Annotated in this window: 16 protein-coding genes; 6 read left to right on the forward strand and 10 right to left on the reverse strand. The window is 69.1% G+C overall.

The genetic code is table 11. The features are described 5' to 3' along the window. The first annotated feature begins 2 nt into the window (after window positions 1-2). The gene (locus CKO43_RS04415; protein ID WP_242478009.1) at window positions 3-434 is read left to right on the forward strand and encodes a diacylglycerol kinase; all 432 of its coding nucleotides are present in this window, start codon (window positions 3-5) and stop codon (window positions 432-434) included. A 64-nt stretch (window positions 435-498) separates the two neighbouring features. Continuing rightward, window positions 499-1,098, forward strand: a complete 600-nt coding sequence (locus tag CKO43_RS04420) for an LOG family protein (RefSeq protein WP_200229939.1) — start codon at window positions 499-501, stop codon at window positions 1,096-1,098. A 100-nt stretch (window positions 1,099-1,198) separates the two neighbouring features. Here the strand turns inward: CKO43_RS04420 and CKO43_RS04425 are convergent, their stop codons facing one another. Both CKO43_RS04425 and CKO43_RS04430 read right to left on the reverse strand, forming a co-directional pair. Further along, window positions 1,199-1,537 carry a P-II family nitrogen regulator gene (locus tag CKO43_RS04425; protein WP_200229938.1) on the reverse strand — a complete coding sequence of 113 codons (339 nt, stop codon included), beginning with the start codon at window positions 1,535-1,537 and terminating at the stop codon, window positions 1,199-1,201. 39 nt (window positions 1,538-1,576) lie between these two features. Then, window positions 1,577-3,235, reverse strand: coding sequence for an NAD+ synthase (locus CKO43_RS04430; RefSeq protein ID WP_200377952.1), 1,659 nt, complete (start codon window positions 3,233-3,235; stop codon window positions 1,577-1,579). A 15-nt stretch (window positions 3,236-3,250) separates the two neighbouring features. On the opposite strand from CKO43_RS04430, the gene CKO43_RS04435 reads away from it, so the two are divergent. After that, window positions 3,251-4,435 (forward strand): GNAT family N-acetyltransferase, encoded by a 1,185-nt coding sequence (locus CKO43_RS04435; RefSeq protein WP_200377953.1) that lies wholly within the window; start codon window positions 3,251-3,253, stop codon window positions 4,433-4,435. A gap of 10 nt (window positions 4,436-4,445) precedes the next feature. On the opposite strand, the gene ppa is transcribed toward CKO43_RS04435, so the two are convergent. Beyond that, window positions 4,446-4,988: an inorganic diphosphatase gene (gene ppa / locus CKO43_RS04440; protein WP_200229935.1), complete on the reverse strand. Its 543-nt coding sequence runs from the start codon at window positions 4,986-4,988 to the stop codon at window positions 4,446-4,448. A 260-nt stretch (window positions 4,989-5,248) separates the two neighbouring features. Here ppa and CKO43_RS04445 point away from each other — a divergent pair, with 260 nt between their 5' ends. The 3 genes from CKO43_RS04445 to CKO43_RS04455 all read left to right on the forward strand — a co-directional run bounded on the left by CKO43_RS04445 (window position 5,249) and on the right by CKO43_RS04455 (window position 9,193). After that, window positions 5,249-7,423, forward strand: coding sequence for a sodium-translocating pyrophosphatase (locus tag CKO43_RS04445; protein ID WP_200229934.1), 2,175 nt, complete (start codon window positions 5,249-5,251; stop codon window positions 7,421-7,423). Between the two features lie 56 nt (window positions 7,424-7,479). After that, the gene (locus CKO43_RS04450; protein ID WP_200377954.1) at window positions 7,480-7,758 is read left to right on the forward strand and encodes a hypothetical protein; all 279 of its coding nucleotides are present in this window, start codon (window positions 7,480-7,482) and stop codon (window positions 7,756-7,758) included. A 103-nt stretch (window positions 7,759-7,861) separates the two neighbouring features. Next, complete coding sequence (locus CKO43_RS04455) at window positions 7,862-9,193, forward strand: ABC1 kinase family protein (protein ID WP_200377955.1); 1,332 nt, start codon at window positions 7,862-7,864, stop codon at window positions 9,191-9,193. 4 nt (window positions 9,194-9,197) lie between these two features. On the opposite strand, the gene CKO43_RS04460 is transcribed toward CKO43_RS04455, so the two are convergent. From CKO43_RS04460 to rimP, 7 genes are all read right to left on the reverse strand, one after another. Then, window positions 9,198-10,049, reverse strand: a complete 852-nt coding sequence (locus CKO43_RS04460) for a DMT family transporter (protein ID WP_200377956.1) — start codon at window positions 10,047-10,049, stop codon at window positions 9,198-9,200. 178 nt (window positions 10,050-10,227) lie between these two features. Beyond that, window positions 10,228-12,057 carry a translational GTPase TypA gene (typA, locus tag CKO43_RS04465; RefSeq protein WP_200377957.1) on the reverse strand — a complete coding sequence of 610 codons (1,830 nt, stop codon included), beginning with the start codon at window positions 12,055-12,057 and terminating at the stop codon, window positions 10,228-10,230. Between the two features lies 1 nt (window position 12,058). Next, window positions 12,059-13,039 carry a tRNA pseudouridine(55) synthase TruB gene (gene truB / locus CKO43_RS04470; protein ID WP_200377958.1) on the reverse strand — a complete coding sequence of 327 codons (981 nt, stop codon included), beginning with the start codon at window positions 13,037-13,039 and terminating at the stop codon, window positions 12,059-12,061. Between the two features lie 116 nt (window positions 13,040-13,155). Then, window positions 13,156-13,527: a 30S ribosome-binding factor RbfA gene (gene rbfA, locus CKO43_RS04475; RefSeq protein ID WP_200229921.1), complete on the reverse strand. Its 372-nt coding sequence runs from the start codon at window positions 13,525-13,527 to the stop codon at window positions 13,156-13,158. Between the two features lie 109 nt (window positions 13,528-13,636). Next, entirely contained in the window at window positions 13,637-16,576 is a 2,940-nt protein-coding gene (infB, locus tag CKO43_RS04480; RefSeq protein ID WP_200377966.1) for a translation initiation factor IF-2, read from the reverse strand. Between the two features lie 53 nt (window positions 16,577-16,629). Then, window positions 16,630-18,108, reverse strand: coding sequence for a transcription termination factor NusA (nusA, locus tag CKO43_RS04485; protein WP_200231874.1), 1,479 nt, complete (start codon window positions 18,106-18,108; stop codon window positions 16,630-16,632). Further along, window positions 18,105-18,635, reverse strand: a complete 531-nt coding sequence (rimP, locus tag CKO43_RS04490) for a ribosome maturation factor RimP (protein ID WP_200231890.1) — start codon at window positions 18,633-18,635, stop codon at window positions 18,105-18,107. Before rimP ends, nusA begins: the two co-directional genes overlap by 4 nt. Window positions 18,636-18,936: the final 301 nt, after the last annotated feature.

Raw genomic sequence — 18,936 nt, forward strand, 5'->3', positions numbered from 1 at the left:
ACATGGCCGACAGCAGCCCGCCACCACCGCTGCAGCGCCCCGACGGCGCGAGCCGCGCGTCCAACCCACACAAAGGACGCACCGGCCTGGAACGCATCCGGCGCGCAGCCGGTTATTCCGCGGCCGGACTGGCGGCCGCTTTCCGTGGCGAGAGCGCCTTCCGCCAGGAGGTCTTCGCCGCCACGCTGATGCTGCCGGCGGCCTTCTGGATCGGCCGCGGCTGGGTCGAGATCTCGCTGCTGGCCGGCAGCGTGCTGCTGGTGCTGGTGGTCGAGCTGTTGAACTCGGCGATCGAAGCGGTCGTCGACCGCGTCGGTTTCGAACTGCACGAACTCTCCAAGCGCGCCAAGGACCTGGGCAGCGCCGCCGTCATGCTGTCGCTGCTGCTGGCAGGCGGCATCTGGATCGGGGCGCTCTGGCAGCGCCTGGCCTGAGCTTCAGCCGACGGCCACTGGCCAGAGGACGACGTGACGGGCGGGCGCTGAGACAATCGGCGCGATGAACGACACCGCGCCCCCGCCCTTCACCGTCTGCGTCTACTGCGGCTCGCGCCATGGGCGCAACACCGCCTACACCGAAGCCGCGCGTGCGCTCGGCCGCTCCATCGGCGGGCGCGGCTGGCAGCTCGTCTATGGCGGCGGCAAGGTCGGGCTGATGGGCGAAGTCGCCGACAGCGTGCTCGCCACTGGCGGCCGCGTCGTCGGCGTGATCCCCGAGTCGCTGATGCAGCGCGAGGTCGGGCACCGCGGCCTGAGCGAGCTGCACGTCGTGCCGACGATGCACAAACGCAAGCAGATGATGGCCGAACGCGCCGACGCCTTTGTCGCCCTGCCCGGCGGCATCGGCACGCTGGAGGAGCTGTTCGAGGTCTGGACCTGGCGCCAGCTCGGCTACCACGACCAGCCGGTCGGCCTGCTCAACGTCGACGGTTTCTACGACGGCCTGCTCGCCTTCATGCAGAAGACCGTCGACGAGGGTTTTTTGTCGACGGCGCAGCAGGCGGTGCTGCAGGTCGGCTCCGACCCGGTGGCGCTGCTCGACCATCTGGCCGAACTGGCGCACCGCGCCGGCGGCCCGGATCACTTCGGCGGCATCTGAGGCCCGGAGGGCTCGCCACCCGGGTGGCGGCGCCTGAAAACGACGCGGGGCGCCCAGGCGCCCCGCGGTGTCTGCCCGGCCGCTGCGGCCGGGGCGCGTGTCAGACCGCCGATTCGTCGGTCTCGCCGGTGCGGATGCGCACCACCTGCTCGACCGGGGTGACGAAGATCTTGCCGTCGCCGATCTTGCCGGTCTTGGCGGCCTTGACGATGGCGTCGATGGCGCGGTCGACGTCGGCGTCCTTGACGACGACCTCGATCTTCACCTTGGGCAGGAAGTCGACGACGTATTCGGCACCGCGATAAAGCTCGGTGTGGCCCTTCTGACGGCCGAAACCCTTGACTTCGGTGACCGTCAGACCCGAGACGCCGACCTCGCCCAGGGCTTCGCGGACTTCTTCGAGCTTGAACGGCTTGATGACGGCTGTGATCTGCTTCATGCGGGAAACTCCGGGGAAGGTCTATGGACTATCGGGAATTTAAGCACGGAACTTCGACGTGATGGGATAACGCCAGTCGCGTCCGAACGCCCGATGGGTGATGCGGATGCCCACCGGCGACTGGCGCCGCTTGTACTCGTTGATCTTGATGAGCCGCGTGACCCGTTCGACGTCGGCGCGCTCGAAGCCGGCAGCGACGATCTGCTCGACGCTCTGGTCCTCTTCCATGTAGCGCGCAAGGATCGCGTCCAGCACCTCGTAGGGCGGCAGGCTGTCCTGGTCGGTCTGGTCGGGGCGCAGTTCGGCCGAGGGCGGCCGCGTGATGATGCGCGGCGGGATCACCTCGGCGCCCTGGTCGTTGCGCCAGTTCGCGAGCCGGTAGACCAGCGTCTTGGCGACGTCCTTGATGACCGCAAAACCACCCGCCATGTCGCCGTAGAGCGTGCAGTAGCCGGTCGCCATCTCGCTCTTGTTGCCGGTGGTCAGCACGATCGCGCCAGTCTTGTTGGACAGCGCCATCAGCAGCGTGCCGCGGATGCGCGCCTGCAGGTTCTCTTCGGTCGTGTCCTCGGCCAGGCCGGCGAACTGCGGCGAAAGCGCCGTGCGGAAGGCGTCGAACATCGGCGCGATGTCGATCTCGTCGTAGCGCACGCCCAGGCGTGCGGCCATGTCGCGTGCGTCGATCCAGGAGATGTCGGCGGTATAGGGTGAGGGCATCATCACCGCACGCACCTTGTCGGCACCGAGCGCGTCGACGGCGACGGCCAGCACCAGAGCCGAGTCGATGCCGCCGGACAGGCCGATGATCGCGCCCGGAAAACCGTTCTTGCCGAGGTAGTCGCGCACGCCGGTGACGAGTGCGCCCCAGGCCTGCGCCTCCAGGCCCGGGGCCTCGGCGACCGGGCCGCGGGGCAGGCCGTCGGCGTCGATGTCGACCAGCAGCAAGTCTTCGGCGAAGGTGGCGGCACGCGCCGCGACCTCGCCAGCGGCGTCGAGCGCGAACGAGGCGCCGTCGAAAACGACCTCGTCCTGGCCGCCGACGAGGTGGGCAAACAGCAGCGGCAGGCCGACGTCGCGCGCACGTTCGGCCATGCGGGCCTGGCGCTCCTCGGCCTTGCCGAGGTGGAAGGGCGAGGCGTTGAGCACGCACAGCACCTGGGCCCCGGCTTCGCGCGCCAGGCGCGCCGGCTCGTCGAACCAGGCGTCCTCGCAGATCACGACGCCGAAACGCCGCCCGGCGCAGTCGAACACCAGCGGCCCGAGGCCGGCGTCGCGGCCGGAGACGAAATAGCGGCGTTCGTCGAAGACCTGGTAGTTGGGGAGTTCGCGCTTGCAGTAGCTCGCCTGCACCCGGCCCCCTGCCAGCAGCGAGGCCGCGTTGTAGCGCTGCTGCACCGTCACCGACTTCGTCCTAATATCGCCGCGCTCGCCGAACTGGTGCGGGTGCCCGACCAGCAGATGCAGCCCTTCGCAGTCCCGCAAGTCCTCGGCCAGCGCCGCCAGCGTCTGGGCGCACGCCTGCATGAACGCCGGGCGCAGCAGCAGGTCTTCGGGTGGGTAGCCGGTCAGCGCCAGTTCGGGCGCGATGACCAGCGAAGCGCCCTGCGCATGGGCGCGGCGGGCGGCGTCGGCGATGCGACGGGCGTTGCCGGCGAGGTCGCCGACGGTGGCGTTGATCTGGGCCAGCGCGACTCTCATCTACGGCTCCGCTGAATGTCACGAGGGCTCACGGGACACGATTATCACATCGGGGTCGAGACCGATCCGCGGCGGCTGGATGCGCGCGCCTGGAATGCGCTGCTCGACAGCCAGCCGGCGCCGACCCCGTTCCTGCGCCTCGAGTACCTGGCCGCGCTGCACGCATCGGCCAGTGCGGTGCCGGACACCGGCTGGGGGGCGCAGTTCCTGACCGTGCACCGCGGCGCCGAACTCGTCGCCGCCGCGCCGCTGTATGTGAAGAGCCATTCCTACGGCGAATACGTCTTCGACTGGGCCTGGGCCGACGCCTACCGCCGCCACGGCCTGGCCTACTACCCCAAGCTGCTCGGCGCGGTGCCGTTCACGCCGGTGCCGGGCACGCGGCTGCTGGCGTGCGACGACGCCGGGCGCGACCTGCTGGTCGCCGCGATGCGCCAGCTCGCGCTCGACGCCGGGCTGTCGTCGGCGCACGTGCTCTTCGTCGACGACACCGACCGCGCCGCGTTCGAACGCGCCGGCTGGATGCTGCGCGAGAACCTGCAGTTCCACTGGACGCAGGACCGGGAACGGCCGGTGGCCGACTTCGACGAGCTGCTGGCACGGCTGCAGCGCGAGAAACGCAAGAAGATCCAGCAGGAGCGGCGCCGGGTCGCCGAACTCGGCGTCGAGTTCACGGCGCACGAGGGCGAGGCGATAGACGCCGGGCTCTGGGATTTCTTCCACCGCTGCTACACGCTGACCTACGCGGCGCACCACTCGACGCCCTATCTCACACGCGACTTCTTCGCCCGCATGCAATCGACGATGGCGCAGAACTGGCTGCTGTTCGTCGGCCGGCGCGAGGGCCGGCCGGTGGCGGCGTCGCTGATCGCGATCGACCGCGAGCGCGGCAGCGCCTGGGGGCGCTACTGGGGCTGCGTCGAGCCGCTGCCCTTCGTGCACTTCGAAGCCTGCTACTACCAGCCGCTGGCCTGGTGCCTACGCGAAGGTTTCCTGCGTTTCGAGGGCGGCGCCCAGGGTGAACACAAGATGGCGCGCGGCCTGCTGCCGGTACGCACGAGTTCGGCGCACTGGCTGCGCGACGAACGTTTTGCCGGCGCGGTGGCCGAGTTCCTCGCCCGCGAGGGCGAAGGCGTCGAGGCCTGGGCGGACGAACTGCGCGAGCGCAGCCCGTTCAAGCGCGACGCCGCGACCGGCTGAACGCGGCCGATCAGGCCGGCGTGTTGGCCTTGGTCCAGTTGATCATGCCGATGCGCACTTCCTCGCGCGCGGCGTCCGGGCCTTCCCAGCCCAGCACCTTGACCCACTTGCCTTCCTCGAGGTCCTTGTAGTGCTCGAAGAAGTGCTGGATCGCCTTCAGGCGCGCCGGGTTCAGGTCCTCGGGCTTCTTCCAGGCTTCGTACAGCGACAGGATCTTGGGCGTGGGCACGGCCAGCAGCTTGTTGTCGCCGCCGGCTTCGTCGTTCATCTTCAGCATGCCGATCGCGCGGCAGGTCACGACCACGCCCGGGATCAGCGGCACCGGCGTGATGACGAGCACGTCGACCGGGTCGCCGTCGTCGGCCAGCGTGTTGGGCACGTAGCCGTAGTTGCACGGGTAATGCATCGCCGTGCTCATGAAGCGGTCGACGAAGAGCGCCCCGGTGTCGTGGTCGACCTCGTACTTGATCGGATCGGCGTTCATCGGGATCTCGATGATCACGTTGAACTGGTCCGGCGCGTTCGGACCGGGCGTCACGTTGTGCAGGCTCATGCGACTGTCTCGGTGTGGAGAAAAAGAAGAGGAAAAGAGGGAGAACGATCGGGGCGCGATTCTAGGCGCCACGCTTGCCAGCCCCTGACGCCCGCCGGCGTTGACCCCGATCATGCGGCCACTCGGACATAGGAAAACCCCCAACCGAGCGTGATAGCCTTCACATAGCATGCCGCGCCAGCCGCCCCGACAGCGCCCGGGCGGCGTGTCCGAGATAGAGAGAAGAGACTAGACCCGAACGAGAGGAAGGAGCTCTTTCCATGACGACGAATTTGGCGCTGTACATAGCGCTGGGGTGCGGCCTGGCAGCCGTGCTCTATGGGTTCATCCAGAGGGGATGGATCCTCGCCCAGGATGCCGGCAATGCACGCATGCAGGAAATTGCCGGGGCCATCCAGCAAGGCGCGGCAGCGTATCTGGCACGGCAATACAAGACGATTGCGATCGTCGGCGCGGTTCTCGCGGTCCTGATCTTCTTCTTCCTCGGCGGCCTGACGGCCGCCGGGTTCGTTTTGGGGGCCGTACTTTCGGGTGCCTGCGGCTTCATCGGCATGAACGTCTCGGTGCGCGCCAACGTGCGCACCGCACAGGCGGCCACCAAAGGCATAGGCCCGGCGCTCGACGTCGCCTTCAAGGGCGGCGCCATCACCGGCATGCTCGTCGTCGGCCTGGGGCTGCTCGGCGTCTCGCTGTTCTTCTGGTTCCTCAGCGGCGGCACGCAGGCCGACGCGGCGACGCTCAAGCCGCTGCTGGGCCTGGCCTTCGGCTCGTCGCTGATCTCGATCTTCGCGCGCCTGGGCGGCGGCATCTTCACCAAGGGCGCCGACGTCGGCGCCGACCTGGTGGGCAAGGTCGAAGCCGGCATCCCCGAGGACGACCCGCGCAACCCGGCGGTGATCGCCGACAACGTCGGCGACAACGTCGGCGACTGCGCCGGCATGGCGGCCGACCTGTTCGAGACCTATGCCGTGACGCTGATCGCGGCGATGGCACTGGGCGCCCTGTTGCTGCCCAACGCGACGCTGGCCGCGGCGGTGTATCCGCTGGTGCTGGGCGGCGTCTCGATCATCGCCTCGATCATCGGCTGCGCCTTCGTCAAGGCCAGCCCCGGCATGAAGAACGTGATGCCGGCGCTGTACAAGGGCCTGGTCGTCGCCGGCGCCATCTCGCTGGTGTTCTTCTTCTTCGTCACGCGGCTGGTGATGCCCGACGATGCGCTCGGCGCGGGCACGCAGATGCGGCTGTTCGGCGCCTGTGTCGTCGGCCTGGTGCTGACGGCGGCGATGGTCTGGGTCACCGAGTACTACACCGGCACGCAGTTCAAGCCGGTGCAGCACGTCGCGCAGGCCTCGACCACCGGCCACGGCACGAACATCATCGCCGGCCTGGGCGTCAGCATGAAGTCCACCGCCTGGCCGGTGATCTTCGTCTGCATCGCGATCTACAGCGCCTTCGCGCTGGCCGGCCTGTACGGCATCGCGATCGCCGCGACCTCGATGCTGAGCATGGCCGGCATCGTCGTCGCGCTCGACGCCTACGGCCCGATCACCGACAACGCCGGCGGCATCGCCGAGATGTCGGGCCTGCCCGACAGCGTGCGCGACATCACCGACCCGCTGGACGCCGTCGGCAACACGACCAAGGCCGTGACCAAGGGCTACGCGATCGGCTCGGCGGGCCTGGCCGCGCTGGTGCTGTTCGCCGACTACACCCACGCGCTGGAAGCGCGCGGCATGTCGCTGTCCTTCGACCTGAGCGACCACCGCGTCATCGTCGGCCTGTTCATCGGCGGCCTGATCCCCTACCTGTTCGCGTCGATGGCGATGGAAGCCGTCGGCCGCGCCGCCGGTTCGGTCGTCGTCGAGGTGCGGCGCCAGTTCCGCGACATCAAGGGCATCATGGAAGGCACCGCGAAGCCCGAATACGGCACCGCGGTCGACATGCTGACCACCGCGGCGATCAAGGAGATGATCGTGCCGTCGCTGCTGCCGGTCGTGGCACCGATTCTGGTCGGCATGCTGCTCGGCCCGGCGGCGCTGGGCGGCCTGCTGATGGGCACCATCGTCACCGGCATCTTCGTCGGCATCTCGATGTGCACCGGCGGCGGCGCCTGGGACAACGCGAAGAAGCTGATCGAAGAAGGCTTCACCGACGCCAACGGCGTGCTGCACAAGAAGGGCAGCGAAGCGCACAAGGCGGCGGTGACGGGCGACACCGTCGGCGATCCCTACAAGGACACCGCCGGCCCGGCCGTCAACCCGCTGATCAAGATCATCAACATCGTCGCGCTGCTGATCGTGCCGTTGCTGCCGATGGCCAGCAACCCGGCCAAGGCCACGCACGTCGAGCCGGCCGCCGTCGTGCAGCCGGCCGAGAGCCTCGCCGCGCCGGCCACGCTGCCGGTGGAGCCGGCCGCACTGGCGGCTTCGCAGTAAGCTCGCGGTCTTTCCCGCATGTGCCGGCGCCCTCGGGGCGCCGGCCTTTTTTGTCGATGTCCGATTCGCCCCACGAAGGCCTGCGCAATCCCGATCTGCCGCGGTATCGCCCGCTGTCGAGGCAGCGTCGGCTGCTGATCTTCGCGCTCGCGATCGCCACCGCGGTCACCGTCGTCTCGATGCTGATCGACCCGCCGGGCCGCCCCGAGCATCCGCGCGACGCACAGGTGCGCGAATGCCCGACCGGCCGCGGCGTGCACTGCGTCGGCGGCACGGCCCAGGTGCTGCTGATCGCGCCGCAAAGCGGCGCCTCCGCCGCCGCTTCGGCACCCTGAGCCCCGACGCCGTCCGCGCCAGCGTGTCCCAGGTCACCGACGCGGGCGGCGGCTGCGGGTTCCAATCAGGTGGTCGCTCCTGCCCTGCCCCCGACCGCCACCGATGACAGACCCACGCCCGCCCCGTTCCCGCACCGCCGCCGTTCCACAGGGGCGCGCGCGGCGGCTGCTGCATTTCGGGCGTGCGGTCGGTGAACTGGCGGCCGGCGCCGCCGCCGAAGGCCTGTCGCGGCTGGCGCGCGGCCAGATGCCGCAGGTCTCGCGCATGGTGCTGACACCCGGCAACGCCAGGCGGCTGGCGACGCGGCTGTCGCAGCTGCGCGGCGCGGCGATGAAGTTCGGCCAGCTGATGTCGATGGACGGCCACGGCGTGCTGCCGCCGCAGTTCACCGAACTGCTGGGCGGGCTGCGCGACCGTGCGCACGTGATGCCGGCCTCGCAGCTGGCCGAGGTGCTGGAGCGCGAATACGGCGTCGGCTGGCACCGGCGCTTTCGCAGCTTCAGCTTCGAGCCGATCGCCGCCGCATCCATCGGCCAGGTGCACCGCGCCGTCACGCACGACGGCCGCGAGCTGGCGCTGAAGATCCAGTACCCGGGCGTGCGCGAGAGCATAGACAGCGACGTCTCCAACCTCGCGCTGCTGGCGAAGACGCCGGGCCTGGTGCCCTCGGGCCTGGACCCGGCGCCGCTGTTCGAACGGGTGCGCCGCGTGCTGCACCAGGAGACCGACTACGTCGCCGAGGCGCGCGCGCTCACCGAGTACCGCGAGCGCCTGGGAGCAGACGAACTCTTCGTCGTGCCCGAGGTCGACGCCGAGCATTCGACCGCCAGCATCCTGGCGACGAGTTTCCAGCCCGGCGAGGCCATAGACCGCCTCGCCGAGCCTGGCGTGCCGCAGGCGCACCGCGACCGCATCGCGCACGCGCTGTGCCGCCTGGTCGTGCGCGAGATCTTCGAGCTGCGCCTGGTGCAGACCGACCCGAACTTCGCCAACTACCTCTACGACGCGAAGACGCAGCGCGTCGCGCTGCTGGACTTCGGCGCGACGCAGACGGTGAGCCTGCAGCGCGTGGAGCACCTGCGCGCGCTCGGCCGCGCGATGCGCGACCAGGACCACGACGCGATGTCCCGGGCCGCGCGGCGTGCGGGTTTCATCGCCGAGAGCGATCCGCCGGAGCAGGCGCGCCAGGTCGTCGACCTGATCCTGATGATCGGCGAGCCGCTGGCGCAGGACAGGCTGTTCGACTTCGCCGCCTCGGAGCTGTTCAAGCGCAGCTTCGAAGCCGGCCGCGACCAGTATTTCGGCAGCGGCTTCTCGCACGCGCCGCCGCCGGACCTGGTGTTCCTGCAGCGCAAGATGGTCGGCGTCTTCATGCTGTGCACGCGGCTCAAGGCGCGCGTGAACCTGGCACGGCTGTTCGGCGAACAGCTCTGAGGCCTCAGGCGCAGAGCCGCCGGCGCATGCCCAGCCATTCGTTGCCGGCCAGCGCCGCCAGCACCAGCAGGCCGCCGACGAGCACGCTGGCCTCGGGCGTCTCGCCGGCACCGAGCCAGGCCCAGGTGACGCCGAAGATCACCTCGAGCAGGCCGAGCAGCGACATCTCGGCCGCCGGCAGCACACGCGCCAGCGAGACCGCGATCAGGCAGGGAATGGCGAGCTGGACCGAACCCAGCAGCGCCAGCAGCCCGAGGTCGTGAGCCGAAGCCTGGTAAGGCCAGGCCAGCGGCAGCGTGACGAGGGCCGACAGCGTCGCGCCGATCAGCACCGCGGGCAGCATGTCGCTGCCCGGGTCGTCACGGCGCGACTGCAGGAGGGTCCAGTTCACCGCCGCCGACACCGGCACCGCGAGTGCCACCACCGTGCCCAGCAGGTGGCGGCTGTCGCCGCTCAGCTGCTGGCCGTACATCCAGGCGATGCCGGCACCGGCCAGCGCGATCGCGCCCCAGGTGCGCGCCGGCAGCCGGTGGCCGAGCGTGAAGCGCGCCAGCAGCGCCGTGATCAGCGGGCCGAGTGCCATCGTCACGAGCACGTTGGCGACGCTGGTCAGCGTCAGCGCAACCATGAACGAGGTGTACATCACGGCCCAGCACAGGCCCGACAGCCAGATGATCCGGCCGCCGTCGCGGATGGTGCGCAGGATCTGCGCCGGCCCGCGCAGCCAGGACAGCAGCGCCAGCAGCGCGAGCGCGTTGAAGCCGCTGCGCCAGAACGTGACCTCGAAACTCCGCGCCGCCTCCAGCTGCCGCGTCACCACCCCCGCGATGCTCCACAGCAGGGTGGTGAAGATCATCAGCAGGACGGCGTTGCGGCGTGTCACGGCAGAAACGGAAGACCGGAATGCCCCCAGAGGCTCGCGCAGCGAGCCGGGCAACTACCTGACTAGAGCCCCCCTCCCGGAGGGGGGCTGTGGGGGAGTCGTGCGGAAAGTCGGGACGCCGAAGGGCATCCGGGTTCGCAAGCGCCCGTGTTCAGCTGCCCTCGCGCGAAGCACGCTTGCGATCGTGTTCCTTCAGATGGCGCTTGCGCACCCGGATGCTCTTCGGCGTGATCTCGACCAGCTCGTCGTCGGCGATGAACTCGACGCCGTACTCCAGCGTCAGCTCGATCGGCGGCGTGATCTTGATCGCGTCTTCCTTGCCGCTGACGCGGAAGTTGGTCAGCTGCTTCTGGCGCACGGCGTTGACGACGAGGTCGTTGTCGCGGCTGTGGATGCCGACGATCATGCCTTCGTACACCGGGTCGCCGGGCTTGACGAACATGCGGCCGCGGTCGTCGAGCTTGCCCAGCGCGTAGGTGACGATCTCGCCGTCGTCCATGCTGATCAGCACGCCGTTCTTGCGCCCGGAGATCTCGCCCTTGTAGGCCTCGTAGCCGTCGAAGATGTTGCTGATCAGGCCGGTGCCGCGCGTCAGGTTCATGAACTCGTTGGAGAAGCCGATCAGCCCGCGCGCCGGGATGCGGTACTCGAGCCGCACGCGGCCACGGCCGTCGGTCTCCATGTTGACGAGTTCGCCCTTGCGCTCGCCCAGGGCCTGCATCACGCCGCCCTGGTGCTGGTCCTCGACGTCCACCGTCACCAGTTCGATCGGCTCCTGGCGCTCGCCGCCGTCGTCGTGGAAGACGACGCGCGGCTTGCTCACCGCCAGCTCGTAGCCTTCGCGGCGCATGTTTTCCAGCAGGATGGTCAGGTGCAGTTCGCCGCGGCCCGAGACCTCGAAGATGCCGTCCTCGCCGGACTCCTTGACGCGCAGCGCGACGTTGCTTTGCAGTTCCTTCTGCAGCCGGTCCCAGATCTGGCGGCTGGTGACGTACTTGCCTTCGCGGCCGGCCAGCGGGCTGGTGTTGACGCAGAAGTTCATCGTCAGCGTCGGCTCGTCGACCTTGAGCATCGGCAGCGGCTGCGGGTTCGCCGGGTCGGTCAGCGTCGCGCCGATGGGCACGTCGTCGATGCCGTTGACGAGCACGATGTCGCCCGGGCCGGCTTCGTCGGCCGTGATGCGCTGCAGGCCTTCGAACTTCAGCACCTGGTTGACGCGGCCCTTGTAGGCACGGCCGTCAGGGCCTTCCATCACGAGCACGTCCTGCGACGGCTTCAAGGTGCCGGCGTTGACGCGGCCGACGCCGATGCGGCCGACGAAGGTCGAGTAGTCGAGCGAGGAAATCTGCAGCTGCAGCGGCGCCGCCGGGTCGCCTTCGTGCGCCGGCACGTGGCTGAGCACGGTCTCGAACAGCGGCGCCATGTCGTTGCCCCAGGCCTCGCCGGCCGCGCCTTCTTCCAGCGACGCCCAGCCGTTCAGGCCCGAGGCGTAGACCACCGGGAAGTCGAGCTGGTCTTCGGTCGCGCCGAGCTTGTCGAACAGGTCGAAGGCGGCGTTGATCACGTAGTCGGGGCGCGAACCCGGCTTGTCGACCTTGTTGACGACGACGATGGGCTTCAGGCCCAGCGCCAGCGCCTTCTTGGTGACGAAGCGCGTCTGCGGCATCGGCCCTTCCTGGGCGTCGATCAGCAGCACGACGCCGTCGACCATCGACAGCGCACGCTCGACCTCGCCGCCGAAGTCGGCGTGCCCCGGGGTGTCGACGATGTTGATGTGCGTGCCCTTCCAGGTCACGGCGCAGTTTTTCGCCAGGATCGTGATCCCGCGCTCGCGTTCGATGTCGTTGCTGTCCATCACGCGTTCGGCGATCTTCTCGTTGTCACGGAAGGTGCCGCTCTGGCGCAGGAGCTGGTCGACGAGCGTGGTCTTGCCGTGGTCGACGTGGGCGATGATGGCGATGTTGCGGATCGGCTGGGTCATGTCAGGCCTCGATGCCGGCGTCGGCGGGCGTGGCGGAAAAGGTGGCAGGGATGCCGAGTTGCGACGCCACTTCGGGCGGGCTCAGCAGGCGATCGGCGATGAGTTCGCCGCAGGTGACGTGGGCGCTGCCGAGAAAGGCGCGCGGATCGGGGCCGTAGACGCGCACGGCGGGCGCGTCGGCATGTTCGGTGCGGCGGCGCTGGCCACTGAGGAAGCGGCCGGCGTCGGCCTCGCCCAGCTGCAGCGCAGGCCAGTCGGCGACGAGGCAGTCCACGGGATGCAGCAGCGCTTCGCGCGCCTCGGGCGTCATCGCCTCGAGTTCGGTGATCGTGACGGCGCCGGCGAGCGTCAACGCGCCGCTGGCCGTGCGGCGCAGCGCCGACAGGTGGGCACCGCAGCCGAGCGCGCGGCCGATGTCCTCGGCCAGCGTGCGCACATAGGTGCCCTTGCTGCAGACCACGTCCAGCACCAGCGTCGGCGCGTTCCATTCGAGCAGCTCGAGCGCGTGGATCGTCACGCGGCGCGGCTCGCGCTCGACCTCGACACCCTGGCGCGCGTATTCGTAGAGCGCGCGGCCCTGGTGCTTGAGCGCCGAGTGCATCGGCGGCAGCTGATCGATCTCGCCGGTGAAACGCGCCAGCACGGCGGCGATCGCGGCGCGGTCGCAGTCGAGCGGGCGCTCCTCGACGACTTCGCCCTCCAGGTCGCCGGTCGTCGTCGTGCGGCCCAAGTGCAGCGTCGCGGTGTAGCGCTTGTCGGCGTCCAGGCTGGCCTGCGAGAACTTGGTCGCGGCGCCGAAACACAGCGGCAGCAGCCCCGTGGCCAGCGGGTCCAGCGTGCCGGTGTGGCCGCCCTTCTCCGCGCGCAGCAGGCCCTTGGCCTTCTGCAGCGCGTCGTTGCTCGTCCAGCCGATCGGCTTGTCGAGCAGCAGCACGCCGTGCAAGGGCCGGCGTGGCAGCCGCGGCGCGCGAGCGCCCCTCACCCAGCCCCTCTCCCCCTGCGGGGGCGAGGGGGGAAAACCGGACGCGGCATCACCCGCTCTCCCGCTTGCGGGAGAGGGCTGGGGCGACGGCAGCCGGCGTTCCACCGCGTCATCCCTCACTCGGCGTCGTCCTTCGCCCGCGTGGCATTCGCCTTCACGATCAGAGCGGACAGGTCGGCGGCGCGTTCGGTCGTGCGGTCGAAATGGAAATGCAGCGTCGGCACGGTGTGGATGGACAGCCGCTTGAACAGGCCGTTGCGCAGGAAACCCGCGGCTTCGTTCAACGCCTCGGCGCTGTCCTCGGCGCTGCCCACCAGCACCGAAAAGTAGACCTTCGCATGGGCATAGTCGGGCGAGACCTCGATGCTGTTGATCGTCACCATGCCGATGCGCGGGTCCTTCAGCTCGCGGATCAGCTCGGCCAGATCACGCTGGATCTGGTCGGCGACGCGGAAGCTGCGGTTGATGGGGGCTTTCTTGTGACGCATCGGGATGCTCCAAAAAACACGCGACCCCGCCAAGGCGGGGCCGCTCGCGATCGAGGTCGGGTCAGCGCGCCCTCGCCCGGCACGGCGGCCGGGCGGGAGCGAAGGGGACTCACAGGGTCCGCGCGACTTCCTTGACTTCGAAGACTTCGAGCTGATCGCCTTCGCGGATGTCGTTGTAGTTCTTCAGCTTGATACCGCACTCGAAGCCTTCCTTGACTTCGCGCACGTCGTCCTTCAGACGCTTCAACGACTCGATCTCGCCGGTGTAGATCACGACGTTGTCGCGCAGCAGGCGGAAGCGGGCGTTGCGCGTGACCTGGCCGGCCGTGACCATGCAGCCTGCAACCGTGCCGATCTTGCTCGCAACGAACACCAGGCGGATCTCGGCGGTGCCGATGATTTCCTCGCGCTGCTCGGGTGCCAGCATGCCGGCCATCGCCGCCTTCACATCGTCGACCGCGTCGTAAATGATGTTGTAGTAGCGGATGTCGACGCCGTTGCCTTCGGCCAGCTTGCGCGCGCCGGCATCGGCCCGCGTGTTGAAGCCGATGACCACCGCCTTCGACGCGATCGCCAGGTTGACGTCGCTTTCGCTGATGCCGCCGACCGCCGCATGCACGATCTGCACCTTGACCTCGGAGGTCGAGAGCTTCTGCAGGCTCTGCGCCAGTGCTTCCTGCGAGCCCTGGACGTCGGCCTTGATGATCAGCGGCAGCGTCTGCGCGGCGTCGGCGAGCTGGTCGAACATGTTCTCCAGCTTCGATGCCTGCTGGCGTGCCAGCTTGACATCGCGGTACTTGCCCTGGCGGAAGGTGGCGATCTCGCGCGCCCGGCGTTCGTCGGTCAGCACGATGAACTCGTCGCCGGCCTGCGGAACCTCGGTCAGGCCCTGGATCTCCACCGGCATCGACGGGCCGACCAGCTCGGTGTTCTTGCCGTCCTCGTCGAGCATCGCGCGGACCCGGCCGTAGCTGGAGCCGGCGAGCACGACGTCGCCCTTCTTCAGCGTGCCGCTCTGCACCAGCACCGTGGCCACCGGGCCGCGGCCCTTGTCCAGGCGCGCTTCGATGACCAGGCCGCGGGCGGCGGCTTCCACCGGCGCCTTCAGCTCCAGCACCTCGGCCTGCAACAGCACCTGCTCGAGCAGCGCATCGACGCCCTGGCCGGTCTTGGCCGACACCTGGACGAAGGGCGAATCACCGCCGAAGTCCTCGGGCACGACGCCTTCGGCGACGAGCTCGCTCTTCACGCGCTCGATGTTGGCGTCGGGCTTGTCGATCTTGTTCAAGGCCACGACGATCGGCACCTTGGCCGCCTTGGCGTGGGCGATCGCTTCCTTGGTCTGCGGCATGACGCCGTCGTCGGCGGCCACGACCAGGATGACGATGTCGGTCGCCTGGGCACCACGGGCACGCATCGCGGTGAACGCCGCGTGGCCCGGGGTGTCGAGGAAGGTGACGACGCCACGCGGCGTCTCGACGTGATAGGCGCCGATGTGCTGCGTGATGCCGCCGGCTTCGCCCGCGGCAACCCGCGCCCGCCGGATGTAGTCCAGCAGCGAGGTCTTGCCGTGGTCGACGTGGCCCATCACGGTGACCACCGGCGGCCGCTGCACCGCTTCGGCGGCGTCGTGGGCGGCGGTCTCTTCCTCGGTGAAGGCTTCCGGGTCGTCCAGCTTGGCGGGGAACGCCTTGTGGCCCATCTCCTCGACGAGGATCATGGCCGTTTCCTGGTCGAGCTGCTGGTTGATCGTGACCATCTGGCCCAGCTTCATCAGCTGCTTGATCAACTCGCTCGCCTTGACGGACATCTTGTGCGCGAGGTCGGCGACGGAAATCGTCTCCGGCACGTGCACTTCCTGGATCTGATGCTCGGGCGGCGGCGTGAAGGTCGAGCTGCCATCGCGGTCGCCACGGCCACCACGCGCACCGCCACGCGGCGCGCGCCAGCCCGGGCGGGCACCGCCGGAGTCGCCGCGCGTCTTCAGCGCCGCACGCTTCTTGGCGGCGTCGTCGGCCCAGCTCGACGAGAGCTTCTCCGACTTGACCTGCTTCTTGTCGCCCGGCTTGGCCGCATTCGCGGTCGTGGCCGGCGCCGGAGCGCCCGGCTTGGCCGCCGGCTTGTGGATCGTGCCCTTGATGGCTTCCTTGGCCGGATCGGGCTTCGGTTCCTCGGGCTTCTTCGCGACCAGCGTCTTGCGCGGCTGCGCCATCATCGCGCGGATGGCGGCGGCTTCGGCCTCGGCGGCCTTGCGCTTGCGTGCCAGTTCGGTCTGGCGCGCGGCGTCCTCGGCGGCCTTGTCGGCAGCCTTGACGACACGCAGCGCCGGCTTGGGCGGCTCGGCCGGCTTGGCGGCTTCGGGCTTGGGCGCCTCGACCGGCTTGGCGGCTTCGACAGGCTTGGCGGCCTCGACCGGCTTGGCGGCTTCGGCAGCGCCGGCCGGCTTGGGCTGTTCGGCCTGGGCCTTGGCGGCGGCTTCGGCAGCGGCCTTGGCAGCAGCCTCTTCGGCAGCGGCCTTGGCGGCGGCTTCAGCTGCAGCCTTGGCGGCGGCTTCGGCGGCGGCCTTGGCCGCGGCCTCGGCGGCTTCACGCGCCAGGCGCTCCTGCTCCTCGCGGCGGCGGCGCTGCTCGGCGAGTTCCTCTTCCTGGCGCCGCAGCGCCTCGGCTTCGGCGCTCGCTTCTTCCTCGCGCCGCTGCAGGTCGAGTTCCTCGGCCGTGGGGCCGGCGGTCATCTCGCTGCCGGGAACGTCATCGCGCTTGACGAAGACACGCTTTTTGCGCACCTCGACCTGGATCGTGCGCGCCTTGCCACTGGCATCGGCTTGCTTGATCTCGGTGGTCGACTTGCGCGTCAAAGTGATCTTCTTGCGCTCGGCGCCGCCGGTGCCATGCGCGGAGCGCAGGAACTCGAGCAGACGCTCCTTGTCCGCATCGGTCAGGGCGTCGTCGGGCGACTTCTTGGCGACGCCGGCCGACTGCAGCTGCTCCAGCAACGCCGCCGTCGGGCGGTTGAGCTGGAGTGCGAACTGGGCGACGGTGGTCACGGCCATGTGGCGGTATTCCTCGGTGTTTTGCAGCGGGCGCGAGCGGTCTAGCAATTCGTTCAAGCCGTAAACCAATGCTCGCGCGCCTTCATGATCAACGCGCGCGCCTGCGCTTCGTCGACGCCGGTGATCTCGACCAACTCGTCGACCGCGAGGTCGGCGAGATCGTCTCGGGTATGGACGCCGCCATCGGAGAGCTTGCCGATCAGCTCGGGCGACAGGAGGTCCAGGTCACGCAGGTCCTGCGAGACCTCGTCGACCTTCTCCTCGCGCTCGATCTCCATCGTCAGCAGCGCATCCTTGGCACGGGTGCGCAATTCCTGGACAGTGTCCTCGTCGAAGGACTCGATCTCCAGCATCTCCTGCAGCGGCACGTAGGCCACTTCCTCGAGGCTGGCGAAACCTTCGGCGATGAGGATGTCGGCGACTTCCTCGTCGACGTCGAGCTTCTCGACGAAGATCTTGCGCACCGACTCGGTCTCGGTGGCCAGCTTGGCCTGCGATTCCTCGGCGGTCATGATGTTGATGCGCCAGCCGGTCAGCTCGGAGGCCAGGCGCACGTTCTGGCCGCCGCGGCCGATGGCGATCGCGAGGTTCTCCTCGTCGACGACCACGTCCATCGCGTGGCGCTCCTCGTCGACGACGATGCTCTGCACGTTCGCCGGCGCCAGCGCGCCGATGACGAACTGCGCCGGGTCTTCCGACCACAGCACGATGTCCACGCGCTCGCCGGCGAGTTCGGTCGTGACGCCATTGACGCGCGAGCCGCGCACACCGACGCAGGTGCCGATCGGATCGACCCGGCGGTCGTGGCTGACGACGGCGATCTTGGCGCGGCTGCCCGAGTCACGGGCGCAGCTCTTGATCTCCAGCAGGCCCTGCTCGATCTCGGGCACTTCCTGCGCGAAGAGTTCGATCATGAAACCCGGGGCGCTGCGCGACAGCATGATCTGCGGGCCGCGCTGCGTCGGGTCGACGCCGAGGATGAAGGCCCGCACGCGGTCGCCCGAGCGCAGGTTTTCCTTCGGGATCATCTCGCTGCGCTTGAGGCGCCCTTCGACACGGCCGGACTCGACGATGATGTCGCCCTTGTCCAGACGCTTGACGGTGCCGACGAAGATCTTGTCGCCGCGCGACAGGAAGTCGTTGAGCAGCTGCTCGCGCTCGGCGTCGCGGATCTTCTGCAGGATGACCTGCTTGGCCGCCTGCGCACCGATGCGCCCGATCGGCACCGAATCGACCGACTCCTCGATGTAGTCGTCGACCTCGATGTCCGGGATCTGTTCCTGGGCCTCGAACAGCAGCACCTCGGCGTCCGCATTCTGCAGACCGGCCTCGTTGGGCACGACGTGCCAGCGGCGGAAGGTTTCGTAGTCACCCGTCTCGCGGTCGACCGCCACGCGGATATCGACCTCGCCGCCATGCAGCTTCTTCGTGGCCGAGGCCAGCGCGGCCTCGACCGCGCCGAAGACGACGTCGCGATCGACCGTCTTCTCGCGCGAGATGGCTTCCACCAGCATCAGCATTTCGCGATTCATCGCTCCAGACCTCCGTCTACCCCCGGCTCAGTGCCGGCCTTGCGGCCGCGCCGGCCTTTGAAATCCACCACCGGGACGAGCCGGGCTTCGCGCACCTCGTCGAGCGAGAACGCCAGCACCTGCTCGGCCTTGCCGTCCTGGAAGACGAGGCACCAGCCCTCGCCTTCCCCTTTGCCCAGGACACCCTTCCAATGCTTGCGGCCCTGGAACGGCAGCCGCAGCGTCAGTTCGATTTCCTGACCGGAGAAACGCTCGTAATCGGCAGCCCGGCGCAGCGGCCGGTCGAGCCCGGGGGAGGAGACTTCCAGACGCTCGTAGTCGACGTTCTCGACCTCGAGCAGATACTGAAGCTGGCGTGTGACGGCCTCGCAGTCCTCGACCGTGACGAACTCGCCTTCGACCGGATAAGCCTGGCCGGGCACCCGGTCGATCGTGACGCGCAGCAGACCGCGACCGATGCGCTCCACCTCCACCAGGTCGTAACCCAGCCCGGTGACCGTACGCTCGATCGCCTCGCGCCAGCCGATGCGACCACCGCCGCCCGCTGCGCCTGCCTTGTCTGCCGTGTCCGATTCGCTCAAGTTGCCCCGTGTCCTGTGCCGGTCCGCGCCCGCCGCCGCCGGTCTCCCGGCATAAGCGCCTCACCCCGGGGCCGCCGAGGCGTCTTGCCTGCCGCCTTGATACGGAGCCTGCACGCCGAACCTTGCCTGGATGACTCCGCGCAAAGCGACCTGTTGGCCCCGGATAAAGGCGTTCGAGCAAAAAAAATGGGCTGGAAGAATCCGCCCACGCCAGCATTTCCCGGGAAAACGGCATTATAGCCACGGG

The sequence above is a fragment of the Rubrivivax gelatinosus genome (assembly GCF_016583785.1).
GTDB lineage: Bacteria > Pseudomonadota > Gammaproteobacteria > Burkholderiales > Burkholderiaceae_C > Rubrivivax > Rubrivivax gelatinosus_B.